Below are 22,498 nucleotides of genomic sequence, written 5' to 3'. Positions count from 1 at the left end.
GAGAAGCGGGCCTACTCGCCCTCGTACGCCTCGATCAGTTCGCGGGAGCGCTTCACGTCGTCCCGGATGGCGACCAGCAGTTCGTCGATGGAGTCGAACCTGGCCTGGCCGCGGACGAAGGCGAGGAAGTCGACGGCGACGTGCAGGCCGTACAGGTCCAGGCCGACCCGGTCGATGGCGTACGCCTCGACGGTCCGCTCGGTGCCGTCGAACTGCGGGTTCGTCCCGACGGAGATCGCGGCGGGCATGCTCTCGCCCTGGGCGTGCAGCCAGCCCGCGTAGACGCCGTCGGCGGGGATCGCCGTGTGCGGGAGCGTCTCGACGTTGGCCGTGGGGAAGCCGAGCTCGCGCCCGCGCTGGGCACCGCGCACGACGACGCCCTCGACGCGGTGCGGACGGCCGAGGATCTCCCGCGCACCCTGGATGTCGCCGTCCGCGATCAGTCGGCGGGTCAGGGTGGAGGAGAAGGGCTCGCCGCCTCCGGCGTCACCGGTCACGTACAGGTCGACGACCTCGACCTCGAAGTCGTACGTCCGCCCCTGCTCGCGCAGGAAGTCGACGTCGCCCGCGGCCTTGTGGCCGAAGCGGAAGTTGGGGCCCTCCACGACGGCCTTCGCGCGGAGCTTGTCGACCAGGACCTTGGCGACGAAGTCGGCGGGCGACAGCTTCGAGAACTCGGTGGTGAAGGGGAGGATCAGCAGGGCGTCCACACCCAGTCCGGCCATCAGCTCGGCGCGCCGGTGGTGCGGGGCGAGCAGCGGGGGATGGCTGCCGGGGCGCACGACCTCGCTCGGATGCGGGTCGAACGTGACGACGACGGAGGGGACGCCCAGCTCGCGGGCGCGGTCCACGGCATGCCGGATGATCAGCTGGTGCCCGCGGTGCACCCCGTCGTAGGAACCGATGGTGACGACGCTGCGCCCCCAGTCCTCGGGGATGTCCTCCAAGCCACGCCAGCGCTGCACTGTGACTGCTCCTTGTCGCAAACTCGTCGAACCCGTGTCCGTGGTTGCCGCTACGCAGGTCTAAGGGTGCCATGCCGCGGGGCGTCGGCTCGCATCGGCATGGAGGCTGTGACGGGGCGCATACTCCCGGACCGGGTTCAGGCGGGCACCCGCACGCCCGCCAGGTTCTCGATCATGCGCCGGGCGCCGGGTCCCACGACCGCCGACCAGTCCTGCGGGGCGTCGCTGAGCCAGCCCGCGACCAGGGCCGCGAACCCCGGCACACCGCGGGCCAGGTCGACCAGACCGCAGTCGAACAGGGTGGCGCCGTCGGGCGTACGGACGAGCAGCAGGCCGGCGCGGCGGACCAGCTCGCGGGCGTGGGCCTCGTCGCCGCGTGCCGCTCCCGCCGCGGCGGCCCGCAGCAGGGCGCCGAGGACGGTCAGGTCGCGCTCACCGGCGAGCAGCAGTTCCAGCAGCTCGTGCCGGAGCGGGCGCGAGCGGGGACTGCCCGGGGCCGCCAGGACGGGCACGAGGCCCGCCCGCAGCGCGGGCGGGCCGCCGTCGAGCAGCCCGGTGAGCAGCGGGACGAGTACGGCGCGGGCGTCGTGGTCGTCCTCAAGGCGCCGTTCGACGCGGTCGGCCACGTGCCCGGCGGCGTCGGGGCACAGCTCGGCGACCTGGCGCACGAGCCCGGCGACGCGGTGGGCGAGGGCGGGCGTGGTGGCGTCGGTGAGGGGGCGCAGCAGCTCGCCCGCGTCCGGTCCCGGCCGCCGCAGTCGCGCCGCGAAGGCGTCCAGCACCTGCTCGGGGTGGGTGGCGAGGGCGGTGACGAGCGCGCCGGCGGGCAGCTGCGGATCGCCGGCGGTGAACCGTCCGAGTGCCTGGGGCAGGTGCCGGGCCCGGGTCCGGGGGTCGGCCACGAGGAGGGCGAGCGCCGCACCGTGCGCGGCGCCGTCCGGGCGGGCGAGCAGGGACAGCGCCGCGTACCGCAGCAGTTCGCGGTCGGCTTCCGTGCGGGCGTGCGGCGCGGTCCGCAGCCCGTACGTCATCGCCGCCACGTGCCTCGCCGGGCGCTCGTCGTGGGCCCACCGGTCGACCGCCCGGCAGACGGCGGACGGCTCCTCCTCGGCGAGCACGGCGAGGAGTTCGTCGCCGCGCCGGTGCGCGCTGCCGACCAGCGCCTCGGTCAGGTCGTCCAGGGCGCGCCGGCGGTGGGCGTACAGCAGGGCCTGCGCCGCGGTCGCCACGGTGGCGTCCGGCGTGGCGGGCAGCGGGCGCTCGTCGTCGAACCAGCGGGTGAGGTGGGGCAGTGCGGCGGTGGGGTCGGCGGCGAGGAGGCGGGCCACGGCGTCCAGGTAGCGGGGCGTCCGGGGCCGGGCCGCCTCGGGCTCCCCCGGCTCCCCGGATGTGGCGGTCGCGTCCGCCGGGTCGTCCGCGGCGCCGCCGTCCGCCCGCCACGGCTGCTGGGCGGGCGTCCCCCGTCCTGGGTCCGCCGGGTGCGGCGCCTCGTCCGCGACGACCAGCCGCCGCAGCAGCTCGAACCGCTCCGCGCCGGGCAGCCGTACCGTCTCCCAGAACCACGGCCCGAACTCCCCCGGCACGCGCCGCTCTTGGGCCCGCCAGGTCACGATGCGCCCGGCGAGCAGCCGCAGCACACCGGAGTACGGGCTCGCGTCGGGCACGCGCGTCAGGACGTCGCGGAGGAGGTGAGCGGCCCACCAGAGGGCGTCGCCGGGCGGCTCGGGCGCCGCGGGCAGCAGGGCGTCCACGGCGTCGACCAGGTCCTCCAGGCGGCCGGTGAGCTCCGCGTGGGCGTGCTGCCGGTCCAGCAGGAGCAGCGCCTGCACGACCGGGCCGATGCGGTGGCGCGGCACGGGCAGCGCGTGGCGCCGGGCGTCCGCGGCGGCCCCGCGCGCGGTCCGGGACCTGCGGCGGGGGCCGGCCGGGTCGCCGTCCGGTCCGGGCGGGACGGGGGCCCGGTGGACGAGGGCGTGCAGGGCCGCGTCCACGTCGAGGTGGGTGCCCTGGATCCAGTCGGCGAGTTCCTCGTGGGCGAAGCGGTAGCCGGTGCCCGCGGGCACGACGAGTCCCTCGGCGAGGACGGCGGAGGCCCAGCCCGTGGTGGCGCCGAGGCGGCTCGCGGGGGCCGGTCCCCAGGGGAACACGGACTCGAAGGCCGCCCGGTCCAACTCCCCCTGTCCTGGCCCGAGGCAGCGCCGCGCGGCCTCGTGGACCTGCCCGGAGACCCGCGCGGCGAGCCGTCGTACGTCCGTGCCGCGCAGGCCGTTCGCCGCGGCGAGCCGGACCGCGACGCGCAGGCACATCAGGTCCAGGTAGGCGGCGAAGACCTCGTCCCGGCCGAGGGGCCGCACGGTCATCGCGTCGAGCGGGGCGGGCAGGGCGGCCCGTACCTCCGCCAGCAGCCGCAGGGTCAGCGGGTGGCGGGCGTCGGCGTCCTGGAGGAGGCCCTCGGGGATCCCGTGGCGCGCGCGGGCCCGCCGGGCCGCCTCCTCGCCCAGGTCACCGAGCCGCACGCAGGGCGGCAGCCGGTCCCCGTCGGCCCGCGGCACGTCGTCCGGCCGGGCGTCGGCGCGCGGCGCGCGGTCCCGCAGCGGTTCCCGGCCGCCTTCCGGGCCCGCGCCGTGCAGCAGCTCGCGCGGGAACGCCTCCCCCGCCTGCTCCCAGTACTCCTCGCGGCACCCGACGACCAGCCGCGCGCCGCTCTCCCGGAGCCACGCGGCGGTCCCCGCCGTCCACTCGGCGAGCCGGTGGGCCAGTTCGGGCGGCATCTCCTCGGGGCTGTCGAGGATCAGCAGCAGAGGACGTCCGGCGGCCCGCGCCAGCCGCGCCGGCCGGCCGGGACCGAGGTCCCCGAGGTCGCCGTCGCCGCCCACGGAGGACGGCGCGCGGTCCGGGAGTCCGGCTTCCGGGGCCGCCACGATCCGCGCCGCCCGCTCCAGTGCCCGTGCCGCCGCGTCGGCCACCGAGGTGTCCGTCGCCAGCAGGTCGGCGCCGCGCAGCCACAGCGTGGGCGCCGGTTCGGGGCCCCCGGTCCGGCGGGCGGCGAGGGCGGCGAGCTCCGTCGTACGGCCGCTGCCCGGCCGCCCGACGAGCGCGAGGACGGCCGCCCCGCCGGCCGCGAACGCCCCGAACTCCTCGATGACGTCGGGCCGCTCGGCCGACTCGGGCGCCACGGCGAGACTCCCGGTCCCGAAGCCCGTCCGGGCCTGCTCGGCCGCGCTCTCCGCGGCCCCCGCAGCCGCGGACGGACAGCCGTCCCCCGGCTCCGCCCACGTCCCTCCGCGCGGGTGCGCGGAGCCCCCGCGCGGGAAGGAGGCGCCCCCGCCGAACGCCCCGGCCGGCCCGTCCGACCCCAGCGACGTGGCCGTGAGTTCCAGTACGCCCGCCAGGTTCAGGTCGGCGCCGTACGCGGGCACCGTGGAGGCGTTGCGCTCCAGCAGGTCCGCGAGCACGGGCGGGATTCCGGCGGCGCGCAGGGGGACGGCCAGTCCTGCTGCCGGGTGTCCGGTGCGCAGCGCGGTGCCGAGGACCGCCACGACGGCACCGGTCGCCGCGTCGAGCACCGGTCCCCCGGCGGCGCCGCCGCCGAGCCGCAGCGCGTCCGCGCCCGCCGTCCCGATCGCCAGCTCCAGGGCGGCGTCGAGCAGGTGGAAGCGGTCCGTCGCCGCGTACGTCGCCCGGGTCGCGCCGAGGACGCGTGCCTCCCGCCAGCCGCCCGCGGCGATCCGGACGTACGCGCCCGTCCCGATCCGGTCCCGCACGGTGACGGGGAGCGGGTCCAGGCCGAGGTCCTCGGTGCGTACGAGCGCGAGGTCCGTCTCGGGCAGCGCGGTCACCGCGTCCGCGCCGACGATGCAGGTACGGCCGCCGGGCGCGTGCAGGACCAGGCGGGCCAGGCCGTCCACCGCCTCGTGACTGGTGACGACGGTGCCGTGGTGGTCGGCGGCGAACCCCGTGCCGCGCGGGCGTCCCGCGAGGTCGCGCACCTGCACCAGGGCCGTGTCCGGGGCCGCCTCGGGGGCGGCGCCCGGTGTCCGCCGGCCCCCGGTCCGAGGGCCACGTCCCGCCATGGTCGAACCTCCCGGAGTGTGCCTGTTTCCGACGGTAGGCACCGGTTGACCGGCGGAACAGATCGCGTGGTGAACGCGCCCCCTTCCGCTCCCTCGCTTCACTCCGAGCGCCCGCCCGAAGGGGTGAATGGAGGGAGGGGGATGGACAGACCCTTGGGTGGGGGAACCGAGGGGGGACCGTGGAGCGGCGATCAGCGACAACCCCGTGACCGCCGCTCCACGGACACCGGCCACACGGACGGCCCCCGGGCCCGGCGCCACCTTCGAAGCGGTCACCGTCCCGGGCCCGCGGCCCCGACGGGACTCCGTTCACGAGGTGACCGGGCGCGAAGGACCGGCCCACCCCCACAGCCCTCACCGGCGGAACGGCTCCCGCGACAGCCGAAGGACGGTGCCCGTAGCGGACGACCGGCCCGCCCGCGTTCCCCCCACCGCCGACACCGCCGACACCGCCGACACGACAGCACCGCTTGCACCACGGGCACAACAAGCACCGCTTGCACCCGGGGCACGACCAGCACCGCCAGCATCGCGCGTACTACCAGCACCGCCTGCATCACCGGCACGACGGCTCCGTCGGCACCGGCTCCCGCGACAGCCGAAGGGCGGCACCCGTCGCTTCCGACGTGGCACCGCCCCTGATTCCTGCGCGTGACTCCTGCGCGGCACCGCCCGACGACCGAAAGCCGGCAGCGCGGAGCAGCCGGACGGGGACCGCCCGGCGCGCGCCTCAGCCGAACACGGCCAGGCTCTTCGCCTTGCCCTTCTGTGCCTCCACCAGCGCGAGGAAGCGGCCGGTGGGGTCGTAGACGGCGACGGCACCGGCGCCCGCGTACTCCTCGGGCATGTCCAGGCGCACGCCGTTCAGGAGCAGCCGGGCCCGCCGCTCGTCGACGTCCCAGCGGGGGAACGCGGCGGCCGCGGCCTCGGCGATCGGCATCACGGTCAGCTCCTGCTGGAGCTGGTCGAGGGTCCGCGCCGTGTCCAGCTTGTACGGGCCGACGCGGGTGCGGCGCAGGGCGGTCAGATGGCCGCCCACGCCGAGGTCCGCACCCAGGTCCCGGGCGAGCGCCCGGATGTAGGTGCCGGAGGAGCAGACGACGGACACGATCAGGTCGAGCACGGGCGTGCCGTCCTCGGCGACCGCGTCCCGGACGTCGTACACCGCGAACGAGGAGATGGTCACCGGCCGGGCCGGGATCTCGAAGTCCTCGCCCTCACGTGCCCGCTTGTACGAGCGGACGCCGTCGATCTTGATGGCGCTGACCTTCGACGGCACCTGCATGATCCGGCCGCTCAGCTTGGCGATGCCGGCGTCGATGGCGTCGCGCTTCACACCCGAGGCGTCGGCCGAGGACGTGATGTCGCCCTCCGCGTCGTCCGTCAGCGTGTTCTGCCCGAGCCGGATCGTGCCGAGGTACTCCTTCTCGGTCAGCGCGAGGTGCCCGAGCAGCTTGGTCGCCTTCTCGACGCCGAGGACGAGCACGCCCGTCGCCATGGGGTCGAGGGTGCCGGCGTGGCCGACCCGACGGGTCCTGGCGATCCCGCGCATCTTGGCGACCACGTCGTGCGAAGTGAAGCCCGACGGCTTGTCGACGACGACAAGCCCGTCGGGCGTCCTGTGCTTCTCCGTCATTCGGCGGCGTCGTCCTCGTCGTCCTCGTCCGGCTTCTTGTACGGGTCGGCGTCACCGGCGAAGGCGGCGCCCGCCGAGACCTCGCGCACCTTCGCGTCGGAGGCGCGCGCCTTGTCGAGGAGGTCCTCGATGGTCTTGGCGGTGTCCGGCAGGGCGTCCGCCACGAAGGTCAGGGTCGGCGTGAACTTCACGCCGGCCGCCGCGCCCACGGCGGACCTGAGCACGCCCTTGGCGCTCTCCAGGCCCGCGGCCGCGGCCGCCCGCTCCTCGTCGTCCCCGTACACCGTGTAGAAGACGGTCGCCTCCCGGAGGTCCCCGGTGACCCGGGTGTCCGTGATGGTCACATGCGAACCGAGCCGCGGGTCCTTGATCCCGCGCTGCAGCTTCTGGGCCACCACCTCTCGAATGAGGTCCGCCAGCCTCTTCGCCCGCGCGTTGTCGGCCACTGGTCCGTCTCCTTCTTCGCCTTGCTTGTTCCGTCAGTCTTCGTCTTTGTGGAGTCTGCGCCGTACGGACAGCAGCTCCACCTCCGGTCGCGCCGCGACGAGCCGTTCGCACCGGTCCAGTACGTCGGTGAGGTGCTCGGTGTCTCCGGAGACCACCGCCAGGCCGATCTCGGCCCTGCGGTGAAGGTCCTGATGGCCCGTCTCCGCCACACTCACCGGGTACTTCCGCTGGAGTTCGGCGACGATCGGCCGGACGAGAGAGCGCTTCTCCTTCAGCGAGTGGACGTCGCCGAGGAGCAGGTCGAAGGACAGAGTCCCCACGTACATGTGAGTCCGGATGTCCCGCCGGTACGGGGTAGATGGCCCGGCCACGTGTGTGGCGGGACATCAGAACCGTACATCGAAGGGCCGGCGTCCTCGACAGGGTTTCCGGGGCGCGGCCCCGGCAAACGGCAAGCTGGCCGGCGGTGACTTGTCACCGCCGGCCAGCTCACACAACCGCCTTACGAGCGCGGCTTCTCGCGCATCTCGTACGTCGCGATGACGTCGTCGACCTTGATGTCGTTGAAGTTTCCGAGGTTGATACCGCCCTCGAAGCCTTCGCGGATCTCGGTGACGTCGTCCTTGAAGCGACGCAGCCCGGAGATGTTGAGGTTCTCCGCGATGACCTTGCCGTCGCGGACGAGGCGCGCCTTGGTGTTGCGCTTGACCTCGCCCGAGCGGACCAGGACACCGGCGATGTTGCCCAGCTTGGACGACTTGAAGACCTCGCGGATCTCCGCCGTGCCGAGCTCGACCTCCTCGTACTCCGGCTTCAGCATGCCCTTCAGGGCCGCCTCGATCTCCTCGATGGCCTGGTAGATCACCGAGTAGTACCGGACGTCGACGCCCTCGCGCTCCGCCATCTGCGCCGCGCGGCCCGCAGCGCGGACGTTGAAGCCGATGACGATGGCGTCGGAGCCGGTCGCCAGGTTGATGTCCGACTCGGTGACCGCACCCACACCGCGGTGCAGGACGCGGATGTCGACCTCGTCGCCGACGTCGAGCTGGAGCAGCGAGGACTCGAGAGCCTCCACCGAACCGGACGCGTCGCCCTTGATGATGAGGTTGAGTTCCTGCACCAGGCCGGCCTTGAGCGCCTCGTCCAGGTTCTCCAGGGAGAACCGGACTCCGCGCCGGGCGAAGTTGGCGTTGCGCTCACGCGCCGCGCGCTTCTCGGCGATCTGGCGTGCCGTGCGGTCCTCGTCGACGACGAGGAAGTTGTCGCCGGCACCCGGGACGTTGGTGAGACCCAGGACCAGGACGGGGGTCGACGGACCCGCTTCCTCGACGTTGTTGCCGTTGTCGTCGAGCATCGCCCGGACTCGGCCGTACGCGTCGCCGACCACCATGGTGTCGCCGATGCGCAGCGTGCCGCGCTGGACCAGGACCGTCGAGACGGCACCGCGGCCACGGTCGAGGTGGGACTCGATCGCGATGCCCTGCGCGTCCTGCTCCGGGTTGGCCCGCAGGTCGAGCGAGGCGTCCGCGGTGAGGACCACGGCCTCCAGCAGGCTCTCGATGTTGAGGCCCTGCTTGGCGGAGATGTCGACGAACATCGTGTCGCCGCCGTACTCCTCGGCCACCAGACCGAACTCGGTGAGCTGACCGCGCACCTTGGTCGGGTCGGCACCCTCGACGTCGATCTTGTTGACCGCGACCACGATCGGCACGTCGGCCGCCTTGGCGTGGTTCAGCGCCTCGATCGTCTGGGGCATCACACCGTCGTTGGCCGCCACCACGAGGATCGCGATGTCGGTCGACTTGGCACCACGGGCACGCATGGCGGTGAACGCCTCGTGACCGGGGGTGTCGATGAAGGTGATCTTGCGCTCTTCACCGTTGACCTCGGTGGCGACCTGGTACGCACCGATGTGCTGCGTGATGCCGCCGGCCTCGCCCGCGACGACGTTCGTCTTGCGGATGGTGTCGAGGAGTCGGGTCTTACCGTGGTCGACGTGACCCATGACGGTCACGACCGGCGGACGGACCACGAGGTCTTCCTCGTCGCCCTCGTCCTCGCCGAACTCGATGTCGAAGGACTCGAGCAGCTCGCGGTCCTCCTCCTCGGGGCTGACGATCTCGAGGACGAAGTTCATCTCGTCCGCGAGGAGCTTCAGCGTCTCGTCGGAGACGGACTGCGTGGCAGTGACCATCTCGCCGAGGTTCATCATCACGCCGACGAGCGACGCCGGGTTGGCGTTGATCTTCTCGGCGAAGTCGGTGAGGGACGCACCGCGCGACAGGCGGACGGACTGTCCGTTGCCGCGAGGCAGCATGACGCCGCCGACCGACGGGGCCTGCATGGCCTCGTACTCCTGGCGCCTCTGCCGCTTCGACTTGCGGCCACGACGGGCGGGCCCGCCGGGACGGCCGAACGCACCCTGCGTGCCACCACGGCCACCGGGACCACCCGGACGACCGCCGAAGCCGGGACGGCCACCGCCGCCGCCACCGGGACCACCCGGACGGCCGGCGAAACCGCCGCCACCGCCACCGGGGCCACCGGGACGACCCGCGAAACCGCCGCCGCCGCCACCGGGACGGCCGGCGAAGCCGCCGCCGCCACCCGGACGACCGCCGCCACCGGCACCGCCGGGACGACCGCCGCCGCCGGGACCGCGGCCACCGCCGGGGCCACCGCCGGGACGCGGACCCGCAGCGGGACGCTGCGGCATCATGCCGGGGTTCGGACGGTTGCCGCCGGGAGCGCCGCCGGGACGCGGAGCGCCGCCCTGCGGACGGGGCATGCCGCCCGGGCTCGGACGGGCGCCGCCCTGGCCCTGGGGACGCGGAGCGCCACCGGGACCGCCCTGCGGACGGGGACCACCCTGGCCTGCGCCCTGCGGACGCGGGGCGCCCGGGGCACCGGGGCCACCGGGACGCGGAGCGCCGCCCGGACGGGGCGCCTGCGGGCGCGCCATGCCGGTGGAGCCACCAGAGGTGAAGGGGTTGTTGCCCGGACGGGGACCGGCCGGACGAGCGCCCGGACGCGGGGCCTGGCCGCCGGGACGCGGGGCGCCCTGACGGTCACCGCGGTCGCCGCGCTCGGGACGGTCACCACGGCCCTGGCCGCCCTGGCCGGGACCACCGGCGGGACGGGCACCGGGACGCGGGGCCTGGTTGCCGGGACGCGGAGCGCCCGGACGGGCACCCGCGGCGGGGGCGGCGGGAGCCGCCGGGGCCGACGGGGGCGCGGTGAACTCGGGCGCCGCCGGAGCCGGGGCCGCCGGAGCCGCCGGAGCGGGCTTCGGGGCGGGCTTGGGACCCGGGCGCGGGCCCGGAGCCGCGGGGGTGACCGGAGCGGCCGGAGCGGCGGGCGCCGCCGGCTTCTCGGCCGCGGCCGGCTTGGGGGCCGGCGGGCGCGGGGCGGCCGGACGGGCCGCCTGCGCCGGTGAGGGGGCTGCCGGACGAGCCGGCGAAGACTTGCGCGGGGCGGACTTGCCGCCGCCGTTGCTGCCCTGCTGGAAAGCATCGGTCAGCTTGCGTACAACGGGCGCCTCGATCGTCGAGGACGCCGAACGGACGAATTCACCGAGTTCCTGGAGCTTGGCCATGACGGCCTTGCTCTCCACCCCGAACTCCTTGGCGAGTTCGTATACCCGGACCTTAGCCACATCGCTCCTTTTAGGTCCGGGTTGCGTCCGGACCGTCGCTACTTCATGGGCGTACTCATCGCGTGCTCATCGAGTGCTCATCGCAATCTCGACCTACTTCCAACTCGCGGGGTACCGGGGCCGCACGGGGTTCCGTGCGACACACGTCTTACGGTGTTGCCTGCTCGGCAACCGTCTCCTCGACCACTCGGCGCAGCGCCTTCGTGTCGAGCGGTCCCTGGGCACGCAGCGCCCGTGGGACCGCCCGGCGGCGGACCGCCAGGTCGAGACAGACCACGGCGGGGTGGATGTACGCACCCCGGCCGGGCAGCGTACCGCGAAGATCAGGGACGCACGCGTCCTCGATCGCCACGATGCGCAGCAGATCGGTCTTGGCCGCTCGCTCCCGGCACCCCACACAGGTGCGTTCAGGGCATGCACGGTCTCGCGTCCGGCCAGACACTCTTAAGTCTACCTCCCCGCACGGACCTCACCCCTTCGGGGCAGGTATCGAACAGTTGCCGTGCGTAAAACTGTCGTGATCAAAGCGTCACGCGGCCGGGATCCGTTCCCGGCCGCGCCCGCCCGCGTCAGTCCTGCTTCTCGTCCGGCTGCTCGGTGTCCGGGCGGATGTCGATGCGCCAGCCGGTCAGCCGGGCGGCGAGGCGGGCGTTCTGCCCCTCCTTGCCGATCGCCAGCGACAGCTGGTAGTCCGGGACCGTCACCCGCGCGGAGCGGGCGGCGAGGTCCACGACCTCGACCTTGGACACCCGGGCCGGGGACAGCGCGTTCGCCACCATGTCGGCCGGGTCGTCCGACCAGTCGACGATGTCGATCTTCTCGCCGTTCAGCTCGGCCATGACATTGCGCACCCGGCCGCCCATCGGGCCGATGCAGGCGCCCTTGGCGTTCAGCCCGGAGCGCGTGGAGCGCACCGCGATCTTGGTGCGGTGGCCGGCCTCACGGGCGATGGCGGCGATCTCGACGGAACCGTCGGCGATCTCCGGCACCTCCAGGGCGAACAGCTTCTTGACCAGGGCGGGATGCGTACGGGACAGGGTCACCGACGGGCCGCGGACGCCCTTGGCGACGCGGACGACGTACGAGCGCAGGCGGGTGCCGTGCTGGTACTGCTCGCCGGGCACCTGCTCCTGCACCGGCAGGATGGCCTCCATCTTGCCGATGTCGACCATCACGTTCTTCGGGTCGCGGCCCTGCTGGACGACGCCCGTGACGATGTCGCCCTCCCGGCCGGCGTACTCACCGAGCGTCGCGTCGTCCTCGGCGTCCCGCAGCCGCTGCAGGATCACCTGCTTGGCGGTGGTGGCGGCGATACGGCCGAATCCCGACGGTGTGTCGTCGAACTCGCGCGCCTCCTGCCCCTCCTCCAGGTCGGACGGGTCCTCCTTCGCCCACACGGTCACGTGACCGCTCTCCCGGTCGAGCTCCACGCGCGCGTGGCGGCGGCTTCCGTCCGTGCGGTGGTAGGCGATGAGGAGGGCCGACTCGATCGCTCCGACCAGCAGGTCGAAGGAGATCTCCTTCTCCCGTACCAGGCCCCGCAGGGCACTCATGTCGATGTCCACGGCTACGCCTCCTCTGCGTTCTCTTCGTTCTCGTCGTTCGTGTCGTTCGTGTCGTTCGTGTCGTTCGGGTCTTGCTTGTTCTTGCGGTTGAACTCGACCTGGACGCGCGCCTTGGCGACGTCCGCGAAGGCGAGCCGCCTGGTGGTGGGCCTGCGCCCCTTCACACCGGGCACCTCGACGTCGATGCCGTCCTCGTCGACCTTCAGGATCCGGGCGACCACCTCGTCGTCCCCGGCCAGCTGGAACCTCACGAGCCGGTCGACGGCGCGCACGTAGTGGCGGTGCTCCTTGAGCTCGCGCTCGGCACCGGGGGTTCCGACCTCGAGGGTGTACTCGCCCTCGCCCATCGCGTCCGTCTCGTCGAGCTTCGCCGAGAGCGCGCGGCTCACATCGGCGATCTGGTCGAGGTCGGCACCGGAGTCCGAGTCCACGACGACACGCAGCACGCGCTTGCGCCCGACCGAGTCCACTGCGATCTCCTCGAGATCGAGTCCCTGAGAGCCGACGAGCGGTTCCAGCAGTTCTCGCAGCCTCTCGCTCTGGGTGGTGCTCATCCGGGTGACTCCTCGGCCGCGTGTGCTGTTGTGGGTAGGTCGCGTGTCAGGTGAAAGGGTATCCGGTCGCAAGGGGTGTTGCCGTCCACCGTGGTGGGGCGGGACGGCGGGCCGGGTCGCGGGAGAGCCGCTGGCGGACGGCGGGCCGGTGCGCGGGTACCGTGATCGCGGGCGTGCCGCCCTCCCTGTCGTTCGAGCCTGCCGAGGACGTCTGCCGTGCCGTTCACCCTGCCGCCGCGCACCCCGCCGGGGCCGCGCCGAAGGAGCCTGCTCGCGTCGGCCGCGGGCGCTCTCGCGCTCGCGGGCTGTTCCGCTTCCGAGTCCCCCACCGACACCACCTCCGGGCCGTCCGCGGGCGACCGGGCACGCGCGCGTGCGGCCCGCGACAGCGAGACGCTGGCCGCGCGCTACACCGCCGTGATCGCCGCGCATCCGCCCCTGGCCGCACGGCTGGACCCGCTGCGCGCCGAGGTCGTCCGCCACGCGAAGGCGTTCACGTCCGGCCTGCGCACGTCGGCCACCCCGTCGGCCCCGGGCCCCGCGTCCGGTTCGCCGTCCGCGTCGGGCGCCGCGGCTCCCTCCGCGAGCGCCTCGCCCGCCGTGCCGGAACGGGAGAAGGACGCGCTGGCCGAGCTGGCGGCGGCGGAGCGCGCCCTGGCCGACCGCCGCGCCAGGGACCTGCTGGAACTGCCGGGCGAGCTCGCCAGGCTGCTGGCGTCGGTCGCGGCGGCCGGAGCGGCCCACGCCTATCTGTTGACGGAGGACGGCAAGTGAGCACACCGGGCGGCAAGGACGGGACCGCGAAGGCGGCCGAGCTGAAGGCTCTGCAGGCGGCGCTGGGCGCCGAGCACGCCGCCGTCTACGGGTACGGCGTGGTCGGCGGCCGCATCTCCGGGGAGCGGCGTGACGAGGCGCGGGCGGCGTACGACGCGCACCGCGCCCGGCGCGACGAGCTGGAGCGCCTCGTGCGCGACCTGGACGGCCGGCCGGTGGCCGCGGCGGCCGCCTACGCGCTGCCGTTCGCCGTGCCGGACTCGGCGGCGGCCGTCCGGCTCGCCGCCGAGCTGGAGGACCGGGTGGCCGGCGTCTACGGCGACCTGGTGCGGGCCGCGGAGGGGGCGCGGCGGCGCACCGCCGCGGACGCGCTCAGGGAGGCGGCGGTGCGGGCGGTGCGCTGGCGCGGCGAGAGCGTAGCCTTCCCTGGTCTCGCCGAGCGGGCGGCCGGCCCCTCCGCCGCGGCGAGTCCACCGGCATAGGGCGACCTGGAAGGAACACCTCCGCATGGCTTTCGAACCGCCGCAGCGCCTCGTGCGGGCGCTCGGCGAGACGCGGCGGAACGGGACGGACGGGGTCGCCGAGTGGCTGGAGAAGCTGCCCGAGCAGGTCCGGCAGGCCACCGCTCTACGCGAGTTGACCGTCGAGCGGGTGCAGGCTCCCGGTGGCCGCAGCAGCCTGGTCGTGCTGGTCCGGCAGGTGGACGGGACGCCCGCCGTGCTGAAGCTGGCACCCGGCCGGGCCCGCCCCGAGCACGAACGGGCGGCGCTCGCCCACTGGGACGGCTTCGGGGCCGTACAGCTCCTCAATCCCGGCGACACCCAGGGGGTGCTGCTGCTGGAGCGGCTGCACCCCGAGGTGTCGGTGCGCTCGCTGCCCGAGGCGAAGGCGCTGCTGGAGGCCGCCGGCACCCTGCGCCGGCTGTGGGTCGAACCGCCCGCCGGTCATGTCTTCGAGACGGTGGCCGAACGCACGGGCCGACAGGCCGAGGCGATGCGGGCGGACGCCGACGCCGAGTCCGGGCCGCTGGTGGAAGCGGCCCTCGCGGCGCGCGAGGCTCTGCTCGCCGGCCCTCCCGAGGAGCGGCTGCTGCACGGCACCTTCCGGCAGAGCAAGGTGCTCGCCGGGGAGCGGATGCCGTGGCTGGCCGTGGGCCCCGACCCGGTGGTCGGCGAGTGCGCCTTCGACCTGGCCCGGCTGGTCCGGGACCGGGTGGAGGACCTGATCGCCTCCCCGTCGGGCGCGTCGATCACCCGCCGCCGGGTGAAGCGGCTGGCCGAGTCGCTGGACCTGGACCAGGAGCGGCTGCGCGGCTGGACCCTGTTCCGGGCGGTCGAGTCGGGCGTACGGGCGCGGCGCGTCGGGCGGGCGCAGGACGCGGAGCTGCTGCTGGAGTTCGCGGGCTGGCTCTGAGCGGCGCACGACGGACCGCGGCCCCGCGAAGAAGTTCCTTCGCGGGGCCGCGGGCGGACCAGGTCGGTGACTAGGCGGACAGGCGGGCGATCGCCTCGTCGACGGTGAGCTCCTCGCGCTCGCCGGTGCGGCGGTCCTTGAGCTCCAGGACGCCCTCGGCGGAGCGCCGGCCGGCGACCAGGATCTTCGGTACGCCGATGAGTTCGGCGTCCGTGAACTTCACGCCGGGCGAGACGCCGGCCCGGTCGTCCACCAGGACCCGCACGCCCGCCGCGCTCAGCTTCTCGGAGACGTCGAGGGCCAGTTCGGTCTGGAGGGCCTTGCCGGCGGCGACCACGTGGACGTCGGCCGGGGCGATCTCCTTGGGCCAGCACAGGCCCTGCTCGTCCGCCGACTGCTCCGCGAGCGCGGCCACGGCGCGCGAGACGCCGATGCCGTACGAGCCCATGGTCACGCGGACCGGCTTGCCCTGCTGGCCGAGCACGTCGAGCTGGAAGGTGTCCGCGTACTTGCGGCCCAGCTGGAAGATGTGGCCGATCTCGATGGCGCGGTCCAGCTTGAGGCCGGTGCCGCACTTCGGGCAGGGGTCGCCCTCCTCGACCACGACGACGTCGAGGTAGTCGTCCACCTCGAAGTCGCGGCCCGCGACGACGTTCTTCGCGTGCTTGTCGGCCTTGTTGGCGCCGGTGATCCAGGCGGTGCCGGGGGCCACCCGCGGGTCGGCGACGTAGCGGACCTTGTCCAGGCCCTGCGGCCCGACGTACCCGCGGACGAGGTCGTCGCGGCCCTCGAAGTCCTCGGCCGTCACCAGTTCCACGACGGCGGGCGCGAGGTGCTCGCCGAGCTTGCCGAGGTCGACCTCGCGGTCACCGGGGACGCCGACGGCGACGATCTCGCCGTCGACCTTGACCAGCAGGTTCTTCAGGGTGGCGGAGGCGGGGACGCCGAGGTGCGCGGCGAGCGTCTCGATGGTCGGGGTGTCGGGGGTGTCCAGCTCCTCGACCGGGCCGTGCTCCGCGTCGACGGGCGCGAGGGCGAAGGTGACCGCCTCGGTGTTCGCCGCGTAGTCGCAGTTCGGGCAGTCGACGAAGGTGTCCTCGCCGGCTGCGGCCGGGGCGAGGAACTCCTCGGAGGCCGAGCCGCCCATCGCGCCGGAGACGGCGGAGACGATGCGGTAGTCCAGGCCGAGGCGCTCGAAGATCTTCCGGTACGCGGCGCGGTGCAGCGCGTACGACTCGGCGAGGCCCTCGTCGGTGGTGTCGAAGGAGTACGAGTCCTTCATCTGGAACTCGCGGCCGCGCAGCACGCCGGAGCGCGGACGGGCCTCGTCGCGGTACTTCGTCTGGATCTGGTAGAGCATGACCGGCAGGTCCTTGTAGGACGTGCACTGGTCCTTGACGAGCAGGGTGAAGATCTCCTCGTGCGTCGGGCCGAGGAGGTAGTCGCCGCCCTTGCGGTCCTTGAGGCGGAAGAGCAGGTCGCCGTACTCCTCCCAGCGGCCGGACGCCTCGTAGGGCTCCTTGGGCAGCAGGGCCGGCAGCAGCACTTCCTGGGCGCCGATGGCGTCCATCTCCTCGCGCACGACGCGGGAGATGTTGTCGAGGACCTTTTTGCCCAGCGGCAGCCAGGTCCAGATGCCCGCGGAGTTGCGGCGCACGTAGCCGGCGCGGACGAGCAGCTTGTGGCTGAGCGTCTCGGCGTCCGCCGGGTCGTCACGCAGTGTCTTGACCATCAAACGGGACATGCGCTGGACCTGGGCCATGATTCTCGACTCCTGCTGCGTAAGGGTGATGGCAAGGAGGTTAGCCGGGCGGTACGGGACGGTGGAAATCGGTTTGCCCGCGCGCCGCCGGGCCGGGACGCCTCAGCGGTGCCGCAGCGGCAGCGGAGCGCCCATCACCGCGTACGGTTTCGGGGCGCTCGGGAAGAGCACCCGGCGGGCCAGGTCCTCGTAGCCGAGCGAGCGGTACAGGCCGCGGGCGGGACTCTCCGTGTCGATCGCGGAGAGGATGGAGCGGGGCTCGGCGGCGCCGTCGGTGATGGTGGTGATCAGGGCCCGGCCGACACCGCGGTTCTGGTGCTCGGGGTGGACGTGCAGCTCGGTGATCACGAAGGAGTTGTCGAGCCAGCCGTCCTGGCCCTGTTCGCGCAGGTACGGCTCCACGACGGTGGACCACCAGTGGGTGCGGTCGTTGGGCATGCCGTAGACGAAGCCGACGAGCCGTCCGTCGGTGGTGGTGGCGCCGAGGGCGCGGGCTCCGGGGTAGACCAGGTGCCGCAGCACGATCTGCCGTCGTACGGCGATCTCGTCGGCGCCGAGTCCGAAGGCCAGGGCCTGCACGGCGAGCGCCTCGTCCACCCGTGCGGCGAGATCCAGCGGACCGATGACCACGTCGTCGGGGCTGTGGGGACCCTGACCGGGAAAGCGCAGCATGCCGGGGAGACTACAGGCAGCCCCGGGGTGTCAGAACAGCACACTCATGAAGGCCCCGACCTCCTGGAATCCCACGCGCCGGTACGTCGCCCGGGCGGCGGTGTTGAAGTCGTTGACGTAGAGGCTGACGACCGGGGCGACGTCGGCGAGGGCGAAGCGCAGCACGGCCGCCATGCCGGGTGCGGCGTGTCCCCGTCCCCGGTACTCGGGGGCGACCCAGACGCCCTGGATCTGGCAGGCGTGCTCGGTGGCGGCGCCGACCTCCGCCTTGAAGACGACCTTGCCGTCCTCGTCCAGGCGGGCGAACGAGCGTCCGGCGCCGACGAGTTCGGCGACCCGGGCCTGGTAGAGGAGCCCGCCGTCGCCGGCCATCGGGGAGACGCCGACCTCCTCGGTGAACATCGCCACGCACGCCGGCATGATCGTCTCCATCTCGTCCTTGCGCATGCGGCGGACGTACGGATCGGGGGCGATGTCGTCGGGGAGGCGGTCGGTGACCATCAGCGGCTGGTTGGCGCGGACCTCGCGGGCGGGGCCCCAGTGGGGTTCCAGCAGCCGCCACAGCTGGGCGGTGGGTTCGGCGGGGCCGACGATGGAGGAGCAGCGGCGGCCGGCGCGGCGGGCCCGGTCGGCGAAGGCGCGGACGGCGCGCGGGGTGGCGCAGATGGGGACGAGGTTGGCGCCCGCGTAGCACAGCGAGGTCAGCATGCCGTCCTCGTACCAGCCCCACATCTCGCCGCCGAGGCGCCAGGGGTCGAGGCCGGCGACCTTGACCCGGGAGGCCACGAAGGCGTTCGACACCGGCTCGCTGTCGAGGACGGCGAGCGCGGCGTCCAGGTCACTCGGTTCGAGGACCCTGGTGGTGGTCTGGGTCAACACGTGCGGGGGCCTCACCATACGGTCTGCTGATCTCCGCACTGTACCCGGCACGGGTGTGCGGTGCCGTGCGGTGCCCCTCGCCCGGGCGCCTGTCCGGGGCGGGGCGGAGCGGGCCCCCGGGGCGCGGGCCTCCGGGGGCGCGGGACGCGTGGGGCGGGTGGAGCCGGTGCTCAGCCCGCGACCGACACGGAGGGCTCGCCGGAGGCGATGCCGTCGGCCTCCATCTGCTCGGCGAGCTTCATGGCCTCTTCGATGAGGGTCTCGACGATCTTCGACTCGGGCACGGTCTTGATGACCTCGCCCTTGACGAAGATCTGCCCCTTGCCGTTGCCCGAGGCGACACCGAGGTCGGCCTCGCGGGCCTCGCCGGGACCGTTCACGACACACCCCATGACGGCGACGCGCAGCGGGACCTCCATCCCCTCCAGGCCCGCCGTGACCTCCTCGGCCAGCTTGTACACGTCGACCTGCGCACGCCCGCACGACGGACACGAGACGATCTCCAGCCCGCGCTGCCTGAGGTTGAGCGACTCCAGGATCTGGATGCCGACCTTGACCTCCTCCGCCGGCGGGGCCGACAGCGACACACGGATCGTGTCGCCGATGCCCTCGGACAGCAGCGCCCCGAACGCGACCGCCGACTTGATGGTCCCCTGGAACGCCGGACCCGCCTCGGTCACACCGAGGTGCAGCGGGTAGTCGCAGGCAGCGGCGAGCTGCCGGTAGGCGTTGACCATCACGACCGGGTCGTTGTGCTTGACCGAGATCTTGATGTCGCGGAAGTCGTGCTCCTCGAAGAGCGACGCCTCCCACAGCGCCGACTCCACCAGCGCCTCGGGCGTCGCCTTGCCGTACTTCTGCAGCAACCGCCTGTCGAGCGAACCCGCGTTCACCCCGATCCGGATCGGGGTGCCGGTGTCCTTCGCGGCCCGCGCGATCTCCTTGACCTGGTCGTCGAACTGCTTGATGTTGCCCGGGTTCACCCGCACCGCCGCACACCCGGCGTCGATCGCCGCGAACACGTACTTCGGCTGGAAGTGGATGTCCGCGATCACCGGGATCTGCGACTTGCGGGCGATCGTCGCCAGCGCGTCCGCGTCGTCCTGCGTGGGACACGCCACCCGCACGATCTGACAGCCCGACGCGGTCAGCTCCGCGATCTGCTGCAGCGTGGCACCGATGTCCGACGTACGCGTCGTCGTCATCGACTGCACCGACACGGGTGCGTCCCCGCCCACGGCCACGGTTCCGACCTGGATCCGCCGGCTCTTCCGGCGCTCGGCGAGCTTGGTCGGAACGGACGGCATACCGAGAGAAATCGCAGTCATCTGCTGTGCAACCCCAAGTGATGGATCAAGGTCCCGGGACAGTGGGCTCCAGGCAACGAGATTACGGCACGGGCTCCCGGCGGAGCACATCCCGTGCGTAAACCCACTCAATGGTGACGGCCGGGCACACACCGTGCCCGGCCGTCGTCATCGGCTCGCTCTAGGAGAGTCTGACCGGGTTCACGACGTCCGCGATCAGTACCAGCAGCGTGAAGCAGACGAAGATCCCGGCCACCACGTAGGCGACGGGCATCAGCTTCGCCACGTCGAACGGGCCCGGGTCGGGCCGGCGCAGCACCTTCGCGGCGGTCCTGCGCAGCGACTCCCACAGCGCCCCCGCGATGTGCCCGCCGTCGAGCGGGAGCAGCGGCAGCATGTTGAACAGGAAGAGGGAGAGGTTGAAGCCGGCGACCAGGAACAGCATCATCGCGATCTGCTGGGAGGCCGGGATGTCGAGGGTGAAGACGTCACCGCCGACCCGGGCCGCGCCGACCACGCCCATCGGCGAGTCCGCCTCGCGCGGGCCGTCGCCGAAGGCCGCGTCCCAAAGGGCGGGGACCTTGCCGGGCAGCGAGATCAGCGACTCGACGCCGTTCTGCATCATGTCGCCCATGCGGTCCACGGACTCGCCGAAGGACTGCTCGACGATCCCGGAGGCGGGGGTGAAGCCGAGGAAGCCCGCGTAGACGTACTTCCCCTGGACGTAGCCGCCGTTGCCGTCGGTCTTGCTGACCTGGTTCCTGATCAGGTGGGCGGTCAATTCGAGGCGCTCGCCCTTGCGGTCGACGGTGAGCGTGACGTCCTGGCCGGGGTTGGCGCGGATGTCGGACTGGAGGCTCGACCAGTCCTTCACCGGCTTGCCGTCGAACGCGACGATCTTGTCGCCGAGCTTGAGTCCGGCGGCCTTGGCGGGCGCGGGCTGGTCGCCCTTCTCGCACTTCGTGCGGTTCTCGCTCTGCTGGATGACGCAGTCGGAGACCCGGCCGACGGTGGTCGTCTGGGTGTTGATGCCGAACGTCATCATCACGCCGAGGAAGATCGCCACGGCCAGGATCAGGTTCATGAAGGGGCCCGCGAACATCACGATGACCCGCTTCCACGGCTTGCGCGTGTAGAAGAGGCGGGTCTCGTCGCCCGGCTTCAGCTCCTCGAACGCGGCCGACCTGGCGTCCTCGACCATGCCGCGGAAGGGGGAGGTGGAGCGGGCCTCGATCTTGCCGTCGGAGCCGGGCGGGAACATCCCGATCATGCGGATGTAGCCGCCGAGCGGGATGGCCTTGATGCCGTACTCCGTCTCGCCCTTCTTGCGGGACCAGACGGTCGGGCCGAAACCGACCATGTACTGCGGCACGCGGATGCCGAAGAGCTTGGCCGTCGACAGGTGTCCCAGCTCGTGCCAGGCGATCGAGATGAGCAGGCCGACCGCGAAGACGACTATGCCGAGGATCATCATCAAGGTCGTCATGCACGGGCCTCCGCGGTCGTGTGCGCTGTCGTCTCGGTCAGCTCACGGGCCCGGGCGCGCGCCCAGGTCTCCGCTTCGAGGACGTCCGCGACGGTCAGGGAAGTTCCCGTACGCGGTGTGCCGTGTTCCTCGACCACTCGCGTGACGGTCTCCATGATCCCGTTGAACGGCAGCGTGCCGTTCAGGAACGCGTCCACGCACTCCTCGTTGGCGGCATTGAACACCGCCGGGGCCGTGCCCGCGAGCTGTCCCACGTGCCGGGCGAGTCCCACGGACGGGAAGGCCTCGGTGTCGAGCGGGAAGAACTGCCAGCTCGACGCCTTGGTCCAGTCGAAGGCGGGCGCCGCGTCCGGGACGCGCTCGGGCCAGCCGAGCCCGATGGCGATCGGCCCGCGCATGTCGGGGGGCGTCGCCTGGGCCAGCGTGGATCCATCGGTGAACTCGACCATCGAGTGAACATACGACTGCGGGTGCACCACCACCTCAATCCGCTCGAAGGGAATGTCGTAGAGGAGGTGCGCCTCGATGACTTCCAGGCCCTTGTTGACGAGGGTCGCGGAGTTCACCGTGATGACGGGTCCCATGGCCCAGGTGGGGTGGGCCAGCGCGTCCGCGGGGGTGACGTGCGCCAGCTCGGACTTCGAACGCCCCCGGAACGGGCCGCCGGAGGCGGTCACGACGAGTTTGCGCACGTCTGCCCGGGTGCCGCCGGCGAGCGCCTGGAACAGGGCGGCGTGCTCGGAGTCGACCGGGATGATCTGCCCCGGCTTGGCCAGCGCCTTGACCAGCGGGCCGCCGACGATGAGCGACTCCTTGTTGGCCAGCGCCAGGGTGCGCCCGGCCTCCAGGGCGGCCAGGGTCGGCGCGAGGCCGATGGAGCCGGTGATGCCGTTGAGCACGGTGTGGCAGTCGGAGGCGGCGACCCGGGTGGCCGCGTCGGGCCCCGCCAGGATCTCGGGAATGCGCTCCCCCGCCCCGAACCGCGCCGACAGCGCCTCGCGCAGCGCCGGTACGACGTCCTCGCGGGCGACGGCGACCGTGCGCACGCGCAGGCGGTGGGCCTGCTCCGCGAGCAGTCCGACCCTCCCGCCGGCGGCGGAGAGCGCGGTGACCCGGAACCGGCCGGGATTGCGCAGCACGAGGTCGATGGCCTGGGTGCCGATCGAGCCGGTGGAGCCGAGGATCACGACATCCCTGACTCCGTCCACGGGGTCGAAAACGAGATGCGGATCAGCGAGGGGGGCTGGACTGTCGCTCATCCCCCCATTGTTGCCGCAACGCGCGTCCGGCAGGACAGCACGTCCCCCTAC

Annotated in this window: 18 protein-coding genes; 3 read left to right on the top strand and 15 right to left on the bottom strand. The window is 73.1% G+C overall.

From position 1 onward, the window contains the following. Positions 1–11: 11 nt before the first annotated feature. The 9 genes from ACWGIS_RS26425 to rimP all read right to left on the bottom strand — a co-directional run bounded on the left by ACWGIS_RS26425 (position 12) and on the right by rimP (position 12,895). The gene (locus ACWGIS_RS26425; protein WP_453364933.1) at positions 12–965 is read right to left on the bottom strand and encodes a bifunctional riboflavin kinase/FAD synthetase; all 954 of its coding nucleotides are present in this window, start codon (positions 963–965) and stop codon (positions 12–14) included. A 137-nt stretch (positions 966–1,102) separates the two neighbouring features. Next, positions 1,103–5,038, bottom strand: a complete 3,936-nt coding sequence (locus tag ACWGIS_RS26420) for a trypsin-like peptidase domain-containing protein (protein WP_453364932.1) — start codon at positions 5,036–5,038, stop codon at positions 1,103–1,105. A gap of 730 nt (positions 5,039–5,768) precedes the next feature. Then, positions 5,769–6,674 (bottom strand): tRNA pseudouridine(55) synthase TruB, encoded by a 906-nt coding sequence (gene truB, locus ACWGIS_RS26415; RefSeq protein WP_453364931.1) that lies wholly within the window; start codon positions 6,672–6,674, stop codon positions 5,769–5,771. After that, the gene (gene rbfA, locus ACWGIS_RS26410; RefSeq protein ID WP_453364930.1) at positions 6,671–7,120 is read right to left on the bottom strand and encodes a 30S ribosome-binding factor RbfA; all 450 of its coding nucleotides are present in this window, start codon (positions 7,118–7,120) and stop codon (positions 6,671–6,673) included. The genes truB and rbfA overlap by 4 nt, the downstream gene beginning before the upstream one ends. A gap of 33 nt (positions 7,121–7,153) precedes the next feature. Then, entirely contained in the window at positions 7,154–7,447 is a 294-nt protein-coding gene (locus ACWGIS_RS26405; RefSeq protein WP_453364929.1) for a DUF503 domain-containing protein, read from the bottom strand. A gap of 176 nt (positions 7,448–7,623) precedes the next feature. After that, on the bottom strand, positions 7,624–10,776 hold the full coding sequence (gene infB, locus ACWGIS_RS26400) for a translation initiation factor IF-2 (RefSeq protein ID WP_453364928.1): 3,153 nt from the start codon (positions 10,774–10,776) through the stop codon (positions 7,624–7,626). Positions 10,777–10,924: 148 nt separating this feature from the next. Next, the gene (locus ACWGIS_RS26395) at positions 10,925–11,218 is read right to left on the bottom strand and encodes a YlxR family protein (protein ID WP_453364927.1); all 294 of its coding nucleotides are present in this window, start codon (positions 11,216–11,218) and stop codon (positions 10,925–10,927) included. A 127-nt stretch (positions 11,219–11,345) separates the two neighbouring features. Beyond that, a complete protein-coding gene (gene nusA, locus ACWGIS_RS26390; protein ID WP_453364926.1) occupies positions 11,346–12,341 on the bottom strand; it encodes a transcription termination factor NusA in 996 nt (331 codons plus the stop codon). 2 nt (positions 12,342–12,343) lie between these two features. After that, positions 12,344–12,895: a ribosome maturation factor RimP gene (gene rimP / locus ACWGIS_RS26385; RefSeq protein WP_453364925.1), complete on the bottom strand. Its 552-nt coding sequence runs from the start codon at positions 12,893–12,895 to the stop codon at positions 12,344–12,346. A 216-nt stretch (positions 12,896–13,111) separates the two neighbouring features. Here rimP and ACWGIS_RS26380 point away from each other — a divergent pair, with 216 nt between their 5' ends. From ACWGIS_RS26380 to ACWGIS_RS26370, 3 genes are read left to right on the top strand one after another with little or no spacing between them, the layout of a single operon-like run. After that, on the top strand, positions 13,112–13,669 hold the full coding sequence (locus ACWGIS_RS26380) for a hypothetical protein (RefSeq protein WP_453364924.1): 558 nt from the start codon (positions 13,112–13,114) through the stop codon (positions 13,667–13,669). Then, the gene (locus ACWGIS_RS26375) at positions 13,666–14,151 is read left to right on the top strand and encodes a ferritin-like domain-containing protein (protein WP_453364923.1); all 486 of its coding nucleotides are present in this window, start codon (positions 13,666–13,668) and stop codon (positions 14,149–14,151) included. Before ACWGIS_RS26380 ends, ACWGIS_RS26375 begins: the two co-directional genes overlap by 4 nt. Positions 14,152–14,176: 25 nt before the next feature. Continuing rightward, positions 14,177–15,082 (top strand): aminoglycoside phosphotransferase family protein, encoded by a 906-nt coding sequence (locus ACWGIS_RS26370; RefSeq protein WP_453364922.1) that lies wholly within the window; start codon positions 14,177–14,179, stop codon positions 15,080–15,082. Between the two features lie 70 nt (positions 15,083–15,152). Here ACWGIS_RS26370 and ACWGIS_RS26365 read toward each other — a convergent pair whose 3' ends face one another. The 6 genes from ACWGIS_RS26365 to dxr all read right to left on the bottom strand — a co-directional run bounded on the left by ACWGIS_RS26365 (position 15,153) and on the right by dxr (position 22,447). Then, a complete protein-coding gene (locus ACWGIS_RS26365; RefSeq protein ID WP_453364921.1) occupies positions 15,153–16,844 on the bottom strand; it encodes a proline--tRNA ligase in 1,692 nt (563 codons plus the stop codon). A 102-nt stretch (positions 16,845–16,946) separates the two neighbouring features. Then, complete coding sequence (locus tag ACWGIS_RS26360; RefSeq protein WP_453364920.1) at positions 16,947–17,516, bottom strand: GNAT family N-acetyltransferase; 570 nt, start codon at positions 17,514–17,516, stop codon at positions 16,947–16,949. 30 nt (positions 17,517–17,546) lie between these two features. Then, positions 17,547–18,395: a GNAT family N-acetyltransferase gene (locus ACWGIS_RS26355; RefSeq protein WP_453364919.1), complete on the bottom strand. Its 849-nt coding sequence runs from the start codon at positions 18,393–18,395 to the stop codon at positions 17,547–17,549. A 170-nt stretch (positions 18,396–18,565) separates the two neighbouring features. Next, positions 18,566–19,723, bottom strand: coding sequence for a flavodoxin-dependent (E)-4-hydroxy-3-methylbut-2-enyl-diphosphate synthase (gene ispG / locus ACWGIS_RS26350; RefSeq protein ID WP_453364918.1), 1,158 nt, complete (start codon positions 19,721–19,723; stop codon positions 18,566–18,568). 160 nt (positions 19,724–19,883) lie between these two features. After that, positions 19,884–21,188 (bottom strand): M50 family metallopeptidase, encoded by a 1,305-nt coding sequence (locus ACWGIS_RS26345; RefSeq protein WP_453364917.1) that lies wholly within the window; start codon positions 21,186–21,188, stop codon positions 19,884–19,886. After that, positions 21,185–22,447 carry a 1-deoxy-D-xylulose-5-phosphate reductoisomerase gene (gene dxr / locus ACWGIS_RS26340; protein ID WP_453364916.1) on the bottom strand — a complete coding sequence of 421 codons (1,263 nt, stop codon included), beginning with the start codon at positions 22,445–22,447 and terminating at the stop codon, positions 21,185–21,187. Before dxr ends, ACWGIS_RS26345 begins: the two co-directional genes overlap by 4 nt. Positions 22,448–22,498 lie beyond the last annotated feature (51 nt).

The organism is Streptomyces sp. NPDC054842, from assembly GCF_053611025.1.
Note: the sequence above shows the minus strand (reverse complement) of the source record. Positions and strands in the feature narration are given on the sequence as shown.

Coding starts and splice junctions, on each gene's coding strand:
- rimP (WP_453364925.1), bottom strand. CDS start 12,895: ATGAGCACCACCCAGAGCGAGAGGCTGCGAGAACTGCTGGAACCGCTC.
- truB (WP_453364931.1), bottom strand. CDS start 6,674: ATGACGGAGAAGCACAGGACGCCCGACGGGCTTGTCGTCGTCGACAAG.
- ACWGIS_RS26345 (WP_453364917.1), bottom strand. CDS start 21,188: ATGACGACCTTGATGATGATCCTCGGCATAGTCGTCTTCGCGGTCGGC.
- ispG (WP_453364918.1), bottom strand. CDS start 19,723: ATGACTGCGATTTCTCTCGGTATGCCGTCCGTTCCGACCAAGCTCGCC.
- ACWGIS_RS26420 (WP_453364932.1), bottom strand. CDS start 5,038: ATGGCGGGACGTGGCCCTCGGACCGGGGGCCGGCGGACACCGGGCGCC.
- ACWGIS_RS26370 (WP_453364922.1), top strand. CDS start 14,177: ATGGCTTTCGAACCGCCGCAGCGCCTCGTGCGGGCGCTCGGCGAGACG.
- ACWGIS_RS26365 (WP_453364921.1), bottom strand. CDS start 16,844: ATGGCCCAGGTCCAGCGCATGTCCCGTTTGATGGTCAAGACACTGCGT.
- ACWGIS_RS26360 (WP_453364920.1), bottom strand. CDS start 17,516: ATGCTGCGCTTTCCCGGTCAGGGTCCCCACAGCCCCGACGACGTGGTC.
- dxr (WP_453364916.1), bottom strand. CDS start 22,447: ATGAGCGACAGTCCAGCCCCCCTCGCTGATCCGCATCTCGTTTTCGAC.
- ACWGIS_RS26405 (WP_453364929.1), bottom strand. CDS start 7,447: ATGTACGTGGGGACTCTGTCCTTCGACCTGCTCCTCGGCGACGTCCAC.